Here is a 9,117-nt window from a genome sequence, read left to right on the forward strand (position 1 = left end):
ATTAACCAATTGAACCTTCCATCTCAAAACTAATCAAACGGTTCAATTCAACTGCATATTCCATTGGCAATTGTTTCGTAAATGGTTCCACGAAGCCCATAATAATCATTTCAGTTGCCTTTGCTTCTGAAATCCCCCTACTCATGAGATAGTAAAGTTGTTCTTCAGAAATCTTAGATACTTTAGCTTCATGTTCCATTGCGACATGAGCATTGTCAATTTCATTATATGGGATCGTATCTGAGGATGATTGATCATCCATAATGATCGTATCACATTCAACGTGAGCTTTAGAGCCGTCAGAGTGTTTACCAAAGCGGACTGTTCCACGATAATCAGTTGATCCTCCCGTCTTAGCAATTGATTTTGAAACAATTGAGCTAGATGTATTTTTAGCATTGTGGATCATTCGGGCTCCCGAATCTTGGTGGATTCCGTTGCTGGCAACTGCGATGGAAAGCATGGTTCCCCGTGCCCCCTCACCATTAAGGTAGACGCTTGGGTACTTCATCGTAACTTTTGAGCCAAGGTTACCATCAACCCATTCCATGGTTGCATTTTCTGCCGCTGCAGCCCGTTTTGTTTCCAGACTATAAACATTATCAGACCAGTTTTGAATAGTTGTGTAGCGGCAATAGGCATCCTTGCAGACATTAACCTCAACAACCGCAGCATGGAGACTATCAGAAGAGTAATTAGGAGCAGTACATCCTTCAACATAATCAACACTTGCCCCTTCGTCAACAATAATCAAGGTTCGTTCAAATTGTCCTGAGTTCTCCGCATTAAGCCGGAAGTATGATTGAATTGGTGTCTTTGTCTTAACGCCCTTTGGTACATAAATGAATGATCCACCCGACCATACTGCTGCATTTAGGGCTGCAAATTTATTATCAGTTGGTTGAACTAATTTACCAAACCATTTCTTAAATAATTCTGGGTATTCTTTTAAAGCTGTATCCGTATCGGTAAAAATAATCCCCAGCTTTTCAAATTCATTTTTCATATTATGATAGACAACTTCGGATTCATATTGAGCAGATGAACCGGCAAGGTATTTTCGTTCTGCTTCTGGAACTCCTAATCGATCAAAAGTCCGTTTTAAATCTTCAGGCACATCATCCCAGTCGCGAAACTTTTTATCAGTCATCTTTTGATAGTAAAGCATATTCTTAAGGTCTAATTCTGATAAATCCGGCCCAAATTTTGGCATCGGTAATTCTTGATAAATCTTGTAGGCCTTAAGCCGGTAATCTAGCATCCATTGAGGTTCATGCTTAGCAGCTGAAATTTTGCGGACAGTTTCTTCTGTTAATCCTCTTCCAGTTGAATATTCCGGCTCAACGTCATCATGAAAGCCGTATTCATACTGGTCACTATTATTTATAATGCTAGCTGCATCATTACTCATTATTTTCTTCCTCCTTGCTATCTTTCAACAATGCTCGTTGTAATGCCCACCATGAAAGCGTGGCGCACTTTATTCGAGCTGGAAATTCCATAATACTGGTAAGAATTTGGGCATCCCCTAGTTGATCCAAATCAGCTTTTGAATGTTCTTTACCAATTGCCATATCAGAAAAAGTTTTGGCCATCGCAAGGGCTTCTTCAGTTGTTTTTCCTTTAACAGCATCGGTCATCATGCTTGCCGATGCTTGACTAATGGTACAGCCATCCCCAGTATAGGCAATATTTTTGATCTTGTTATCTTCTACTTCGACCTGAAGATTAATCGTATCTCCACAAGTAGGATTATGAAGGGTCATTGCATTCGTAGTAGTTGCTAATTGCCCTTTATTATGTGGATGATCAGCATAATCGAGAATCACTTCACGGTATAAACTATTTAACTTAGATAGTCCCAATGTTAAAGAACTCCTTTGTTTCCTTGATTGCGTTAATTAATTGATCAGCATCCTCTTTAGTATTGTAAAAATAGAAACTGGCACGCGCGGTTGCCGTTACTCCTAAGTCTTCCATGAGCGGTTGCGCACAGTGGTGACCAGCGCGAACTGCTACCCCATCCATATCAAGAGCCGTAGCAACATCATGGGGATGAAGGCCTTTGATATTAAAGGCAATTACCCCCGTATGCTTTGCTGGTGATTGTGGACCATAAACTTCGACATCTGGAATAGCGATTAACTTGGGCAAAACATAGTTAACAAGTTCCTGTTCTTTTTGCACAATTCTATCCATTCCAACACCATTTAAATAATCAATCGCGGCTCCTAGCCCAACTGCCCCCGCAATATTTTGGGTTCCGGCTTCAAACTTAAACGGGATATCAGCCCATGTACTCTCATCACGGTGAACATCGTTAATCATTTCCCCGCCATATTGGTAAGGAGGTATCGCTCGTAATAAGTTCTCTTTTCCGTATAAAACCCCAATTCCCATTGGACTCATCATCTTATGACCAGAGAAAGCATAGAAGTCAACATCAAGGTCTTGTACATCGACTGGCATATGGGGAACCGCTTGCGCTCCATCACCGACAATAACCGCTCCATGTTGGTGGGCAATCGTTGCTAATTCTTTCAAGGGTGTCACTGTTCCTAATACATTACTGGTATGAGTGACTGCCACAATCTTTGTCTTATCGGTAATTTTCTTTTTAGCATCTGCAAGATCAAGTTCGCCATCTGGAGTTAATTCAATATATTTCAGGGTAGCACCCTTTTCCTTAGCTAATTGTTGCCAAGGAATAAGGTTACTATGGTGTTCCATAATTGAAATGACAATCTCATCACCAGGCTGAATATTTTGTTCGCCATAGGTTGCAGCAACAAGGTTTAATCCATCTGTGCACCCCTTAGTAAAGATAATCTCATTAGCACTCGACGCGTTAATAAACTTTTGCACTTTTTTTCGTGCTTCTTCATAGTCCTTAGTGGCACGTTCTGCTAGGGTATGAACCCCTCGATGAACATTTGCATTATCTTGATCATAAAAATTAACAAGTGCCTGAATTACCTGACGCGGACGCTGAACGGTCGCAGCATTATCAAGGTAGGCTAAGCGTTCATCATTAACCCGCTGATTAAGCGCTGGAAAATCAGCTAAATAATTATTCGTATTGTTGTCCATCGGCGAGCTTCCTTTCAAGAATTGTAATCAACTTATTCCGGACGTCCGCTGCTGGGATTGCACTCAAGACTGCTCCTAGGAATCCTCGAATAACCATTCGTTCTGCTTGTGCACGCGGAATTCCCCGACTCATTAAGTAATACATTTGTTGCTGATCAACCGGGCCAACGCTAGCTGCGTGTCCAGCCTCAACGTCATTTTCGTCAATCAACAGAATTGGGTTTGCATCCCCCCGTGCTTGATCCGACATAATCAATACCCGGTTTTGTTGATCAGCTTTAGCGCCATGAGCACCATGAATAATTTGCCCAATTCCATTAAAAATCAATTCAGACTTTTCAAGAATAACGCCCCGCTGGTTAATCAATCCGGTGGTGTGCTTGCCATGATTGGTAACGCGGTTGTTGACGCCAACTTCTTGGTCACGAGTAGTTACGGCAATCATCTTTGAATTAGCATAACCCCCATCACCTAGTAATTCGGAATCCATGTCACCAACTGTGGCACCATCATTCATCAAGCCGACTGCCCATTCAACATGTGCATCTTTGCCAATATCGGCACGCCGCTTAAAGTAAGTATGGGTATGAGGGCCGAATTCATCTAAGGAAGAAAAGTCGATCTCACTATTTTCCTGCGCCATTAATTCAATCATCATATTAGCGGCATTTTCATGATCACCAACCGTTGTAAGGTGTTGGATAAATTTAATTCGGCTCCCACGATCGGCAATTACTAGAACATGCGAAATCAGGGGATTGTCTTGAGTGCTATCCTGAATAATCTCGGCCTCAATTGGTTTTTCAATTTCAACGTTTTTTGGAATATAGAGGAAGAGACCAGCATTAAGGTAAGCAAGATGATAAGCAGTTAAGCGGTTTTCTTCAGGGTTAATTGCAGTCATGAAGTACTTATTGAAAAGTTCAGGATATTTGCGAGCAGCAGTAAAGATATCTGTTAAAAGAACTCCTTGATCTTGAAGCTTTTGTGGCAAGTTAACATGGAGCAAAGTTTGCCCAAACTGGGTTACCTTAATTACTTCATCATCGGCGGTAGGTTCTTCAACTAGGTTAGCGTCTGATTTAATCCATTTCAATGGCCGCTCCGCAATCAGGGGCCAAGTCCGAAAATCGAACCGTTGCATCCGTGGCAAACGAAGCTTTTCCATCAACTCCCGAGCACTAAGCCGGCGATCAATCAATTGCTGAGATTCATTATTTGCCTTACTAGCAGCAAGTATTTGTTCTTTTGCTGAGTTTAATTCTGTCATCAAACTGCCTCCTAGTCTTCATCATCTACAAGTTTGATATCAAGACCTAATTCATCACGTAAACCAGCGTACCCCTCATCTTCAAGTTTCTTTGCAAGGTCAGGACCGCCAGTTTTAACAATTCGACCACCCATCATTACGTGAACTGTATCAGGAACGATGTAGTTCAAGAGGCGTTGATAGTGGGTAATAATCAATGAACCAAAATTGTCGCCGCGCATTGAGTTAACGCCCTTTGAAACCACCTTAAGGGCATCAATATCAAGTCCAGAGTCAATCTCATCAAGAATCGCAAAACTGGGTTCAATCATTAAAAGCTGCAAAATTTCATTCCGCTTCTTTTCACCACCCGAGAATCCCTCATTAAGATAACGTTCAGTCATTGATTGACTCATATCAAGTAATTCCAAGTTCTTATCGAGTTTCTTAATAAAGTCCATAACTGAAATCTGATCATCTTCAGGACGACGAGCATTGATCGCAGCACGGAGGAATTCAGCATTAGTAACCCCTTGAATTTCAGCTGGATATTGCATTGCAAGAAAGAGGCCTTTTCGTGCCCGTTCGTCAACCGGCATATCAACAATACTCTCACCATCTAGGAGAATGTCTCCTTGCGTAACATGATAATTAGGATGACCCATGATGGTTTGAGAAAGAGTAGATTTACCAGTTCCATTTGGTCCCATAATCGCATGAATTTCTCCAGTCTTCATCTTAAGGTTGACCCCTTTAAGGATCTCCTTTTCTTCTTTGCTTTCTTCATCTTTAACTGAAACGTGAAGATCCTTTATTTCTAGTGTTGCCATAAAATTCATCCTCCTGACCGAAATATTCCAAAATATTCTCGGTAAATATTCCATAAATATCAATAAATTCTTTACATTCTTATTATATCCGAATAATAAAAAAATAAAACTATTCATCTCAATTTATTTTAAGCGCTTTCTAGAAAAATCTTTTAAGTGTATAATGAAGATATAATATAGTGTTTATATAATTTAGGAATATTCAGCGAGGCAGGTGGCAATAATAATGCAACAAAATTATATTCTTCACTCATTTGATTGTTTAAATACAGCAACAGCTGCCCGATTACATGATATGGGCTTGTGTGAAGGGTGTCCGATTAAAGTGGTTCAAAGATATCCCTTTCATGGCCCAGTAATAATTGAAAATGACCACCAACGAATCGGTTTGCGGTACACTGTTTTTACGATGCTTACGGAGGCAAAGTGAGATGACTACAGTTGCGCTGATTGGAAATCCTAATACTGGGAAAACTACCCTGTTTAATTCTTTAACTGATAAATACGCCTATGTCGGTAATTGGACAGGAGTCACAGTTGAAAAGAAGCAAGGGACGCTTAAAGGAACCGATATTATTATCATCGATTTACCTGGTGTATATTCACTTGATCCTTTAACAAAAGATGAAGCAGTGGTAACTAACTATTTAATGCATAATCAACCTAATATGGTCCTAAATATTACTAATGCTAGTCAGTTAAAGCGAAACCTGCTGTTAACAATTGAGGTATTGGAACTCGGCTATCCTGTTGTATTGGTTCTTAACATGATTGATGACCTCCGTCGAGCAGGCTATGAATATGATCTTGACCTGCTTGAAAAAAGGCTGGGTTGTAAAGTAATGACAACAAATGCGCGTGGACACCAGGGAATTGATCAATTACGAAAAGAAACTGTCAATTGTAATACACTCCATCCTACCCAATTAGATTTAGATTATCCCCCGATGATCAAACAGGCAATCAGGCAGGCAAGTACTGCGCTTGAAAGTGATTATTCTTTTTCGCCCCAAGTTGCGCGTTGGTTAGCGATTCAATTTATAAGTAAGAATAAAGTAATCCGCAAATTTGCCCAGGAAAAAGAGCTAACTCCCCTTCTTTCGCAACAAAAATATTATGATGCGCAAAAGTTTGCTGACCAGATTTTTGAAGTCCGGTTACAGTTTATTGAGGACACGCTCGACCAGGCTCGTCATCCACTTAACAACGGTAGCCAAGTTGAGATAACAAGTCGAATCGACAAAATCGTTACCAACCCAGTTCTTGGCTTACCAATTTTCGTCTTAATTTTCTTTGTAATGTTTAAGCTGTCCTTTGATTGGGTTGGCACGCCCCTTTCAGACATGCTTGATCAGTTTATCTCAGGCCCGGTTTCAACTACTGCCGACCAAACATTAGCTAGTCTAGGGGCAATTTCCGCGTTACGGTCGCTAGTCGTTAACGGTATTATTGCCGGAGTTGGAGGAGTTTTAGCCTTTATTCCGCAAATCTTCATGCTCTTTGCCTGTATTTCCCTGCTTGAGGACTCTGGTTACATGGCGCGGGCAGCCTTAGTAACGGACCGGGTTATGCAGATGATTGGTTTAAATGGTAAATCTTTTATTCCATTGATTATTGGTTTTGGTTGCAATGTTACGGGAATCATGGCCGCGCGAACAATTGAGCAGCCTAAAGAACGACTGATTACTACCTTAATCATGCCGTTTATGAGCTGTTCCGCCCGCCTGCCGATTTATAGTTTGTTTGTTGCTGCTTTCTTTCCCCGTCACCAAGCACTGATTGTTCTATCAGTCTACTTCTTAGGAATTATTGTGGCTTTAGCAATGGCAAAATTCTATCAAGTAATCTTTAAGGTAAAAGAAAGCTCAGTTTTTGTAGTTGAACTTCCGCACTACCATCTTCCCCGCCTTGATATAATTTGGCACGGTACATGGGATAAAGGTAAGGGATTTATTAAAAAAGCTGGAACAATTATTTTTGCCGGAACTGTTTTAATCTGGATCTTATCAAGTTTTGGTACTAGTGGTTTTGTTACTAATTCGGCTAATAGTTTTGCCGCCGACCTGGGACATATCCTTGTTCCGATTTTCAAACCAATTGGTCTTGACCAGTGGCAGCCAATTAGTGCTTTGTTTACAGGAATCCTTGCTAAAGAGGTTATTACTTCTAGTATGATGGTAATGTTCCATACAAGCAGTAAAGCATTCCTCATCGCTTCACTTGGTCAGTTTATGACCCCGCTTTCTGCTTATACATTGTTAGTCTTTATTCTCTTATATGCACCATGTTTCGCAACGTTAGCAACTATTAAGCAGGAAACTGGTTCTACTAAGTGGATGCTTTATTCTGTTGCATCCAGTTTAGCCGTTGCTTATGGGCTTGCATTTATTATCTTTCAAGTTGGTCGATTGTTTATGGGGTGAGTTAAAATGAAATTAATTATTAATGTTATTATTATTGTTGCAATTATTGCGTTAGCCTTTTACCTCCTTGTTAAGACTTTTCAACGAGGCAAGCAAGGTAAATGTGCAGCTTGTGACTATGATTGTGAAATTAAAAAGCTGGCAAAGAATAAAAAGCAATTATAAAAATCTGGAGACGTGTGGAAGTGAGAAATAATCTCCTCGACAAGGTGGTGGGCTAAGCTAGAACGATGATTAGCACGGCACGGGCTGATTAGCGTTCGTACTTAGACTCGAGCCTTGTGATTATTTTCCACGTTATCTTGCTATTGTTCGTAAAAACAACCTAAGATTAGTTCAGGACAAAAATAATTTTGTTCTGAACTTTTTTGTTACTCTAAAGGTAGAGCTAAGGTCGTACATAGCCTCAGGGACTTCGAGTCCGTATTAAAAAATGATTTCAGCTATCTTTGATTTGATATTTTGCTTTTAGGTTGTGGAACTGTGAGTTCGGGTATTTAGGAAATGAAGTACAAATCTAGGATGGTGGTAATGACTAGCTCTATTTCTAGAAAGGAAGTCTTTTTATGGCTGATATATTTGCCTTGGATGTTTCAATGGGGAAAAGTTACTGTGTCTGGTATCGAGGGAAACACTGCTTAAAAGAGTTTTCTTTAGTACACTCGAAAGCGGGGTTTAATGCTCTACGAGATATGATTAAGAAAGCTCAGAAGCCAATTATCTACTTTGAAGCGACTGGAATTTATTCGCGAGTAATTGAACATTTCTGTGAGACCAATGGTCTCCGCTTTTGCCGTCTTAATCCACTAGAACTTCATTTAAAGTCCGAGAGTCTACGACGAGTTAAGACCGATCAGAAAGACGCTCATCGGATTGCTCTCACTGTCCAGGAAAATACTTTTCGATTAACAGTTCCTTGGAAAAAAGACTATCTTCAGCTACATGAGCTTAGTCGGTTCTATAATCAGCTCAACGCTGATTGGAACTATCGTCTAAACCATCTTCATACTGCACTTGAACAGGTTTTTCCAGAACTTAAGCAATTATTTGTAAATAAAACATCTAAATTAGCGTTGAATATCGTGGAGCTTTTCCCTCACCCAGCACTAGTTAGGCCTTATTCGAGAGTTAAATTAAAGAATATTCTAATGGCATCTACAGATAAACGAATATCTAAGATGAAAGCTTATAAGTATGCCGATCGATTAATCGATCTTGCCCAACAATCATATTCGGCTGTTTCTAGTGACGCTATTCAGGTTGATGAAGTTCGCTACTATACTCGCCAATTAATTGCCTTAGCACGTAAAAAAGAAGAGGTGATCAAGCGGATGGAATCTATTGCCCAGCTCTTGCCAGAGTATGGCCTGTACTATTCTTTTCCGGGAATTGGCAAGCAGACTGCCGCCCAACTAATGGGAGAATTAGGTGACATTAGTCGTTTTGATAACTCTAACCAACTCAATGCCTATGTTGGGATTGATATTCGCCGTCACCACTCTGGAACTTATGCCGGTCAAGACCA

At 40.4% G+C, this 9,117-nt stretch carries 9 protein-coding genes; 4 read left to right on the forward strand and 5 right to left on the reverse strand.

Features of this window, described 5'->3' with window-relative positions:
• Position 1: 1 nt before the first annotated feature.
• The 5 genes from sufB to sufC are packed head-to-tail and all read right to left on the reverse strand — an operon-like array spanning position 2 to position 5,169.
• Entirely contained in the window at positions 2 to 1,411 is a 1,410-nt protein-coding gene (sufB, locus tag H5S10_RS05385; protein ID WP_182586599.1) for a Fe-S cluster assembly protein SufB, read from the reverse strand.
• On the reverse strand, positions 1,404 to 1,865 hold the full coding sequence (sufU, locus tag H5S10_RS05390; RefSeq protein ID WP_182588994.1) for a Fe-S cluster assembly sulfur transfer protein SufU: 462 nt from the start codon (positions 1,863 to 1,865) through the stop codon (positions 1,404 to 1,406). Before sufU ends, sufB begins: the two co-directional genes overlap by 8 nt.
• Positions 1,852 to 3,090, reverse strand: a complete 1,239-nt coding sequence (locus tag H5S10_RS05395) for a cysteine desulfurase (protein WP_182588995.1) — start codon at positions 3,088 to 3,090, stop codon at positions 1,852 to 1,854. The genes sufU and H5S10_RS05395 overlap by 14 nt, the downstream gene beginning before the upstream one ends.
• Positions 3,071 to 4,360, reverse strand: a complete 1,290-nt coding sequence (gene sufD / locus H5S10_RS05400; RefSeq protein ID WP_182588996.1) for a Fe-S cluster assembly protein SufD — start codon at positions 4,358 to 4,360, stop codon at positions 3,071 to 3,073. Before sufD ends, H5S10_RS05395 begins: the two co-directional genes overlap by 20 nt.
• Before the next feature lie 11 nt (positions 4,361 to 4,371).
• A complete protein-coding gene (gene sufC, locus H5S10_RS05405; protein ID WP_003666143.1) occupies positions 4,372 to 5,169 on the reverse strand; it encodes a Fe-S cluster assembly ATPase SufC in 798 nt (265 codons plus the stop codon).
• A 226-nt stretch (positions 5,170 to 5,395) separates the two neighbouring features.
• On the opposite strand from sufC, the gene H5S10_RS05410 reads away from it, so the two are divergent.
• From H5S10_RS05410 to H5S10_RS05425, 4 genes are all read left to right on the forward strand, one after another.
• Entirely contained in the window at positions 5,396 to 5,599 is a 204-nt protein-coding gene (locus H5S10_RS05410; RefSeq protein WP_182586596.1) for a FeoA family protein, read from the forward strand.
• A 1-nt stretch (position 5,600) separates the two neighbouring features.
• Positions 5,601 to 7,592 carry a ferrous iron transport protein B gene (feoB, locus tag H5S10_RS05415; protein ID WP_182588997.1) on the forward strand — a complete coding sequence of 664 codons (1,992 nt, stop codon included), beginning with the start codon at positions 5,601 to 5,603 and terminating at the stop codon, positions 7,590 to 7,592.
• 6 nt (positions 7,593 to 7,598) lie between these two features.
• Positions 7,599 to 7,757 (forward strand): FeoB-associated Cys-rich membrane protein, encoded by a 159-nt coding sequence (locus H5S10_RS05420; RefSeq protein WP_084405165.1) that lies wholly within the window; start codon positions 7,599 to 7,601, stop codon positions 7,755 to 7,757.
• 401 nt (positions 7,758 to 8,158) lie between these two features.
• The coding region (locus H5S10_RS05425) for an IS110 family transposase (protein ID WP_182588668.1) at positions 8,159 to 9,117 on the forward strand (959 nt) is incomplete at its 3' end.

It is taken from the genome of Limosilactobacillus balticus (genome assembly GCF_014145615.1).
GTDB classification, from domain to species: Bacteria; Bacillota; Bacilli; order Lactobacillales; family Lactobacillaceae; genus Limosilactobacillus; species Limosilactobacillus balticus.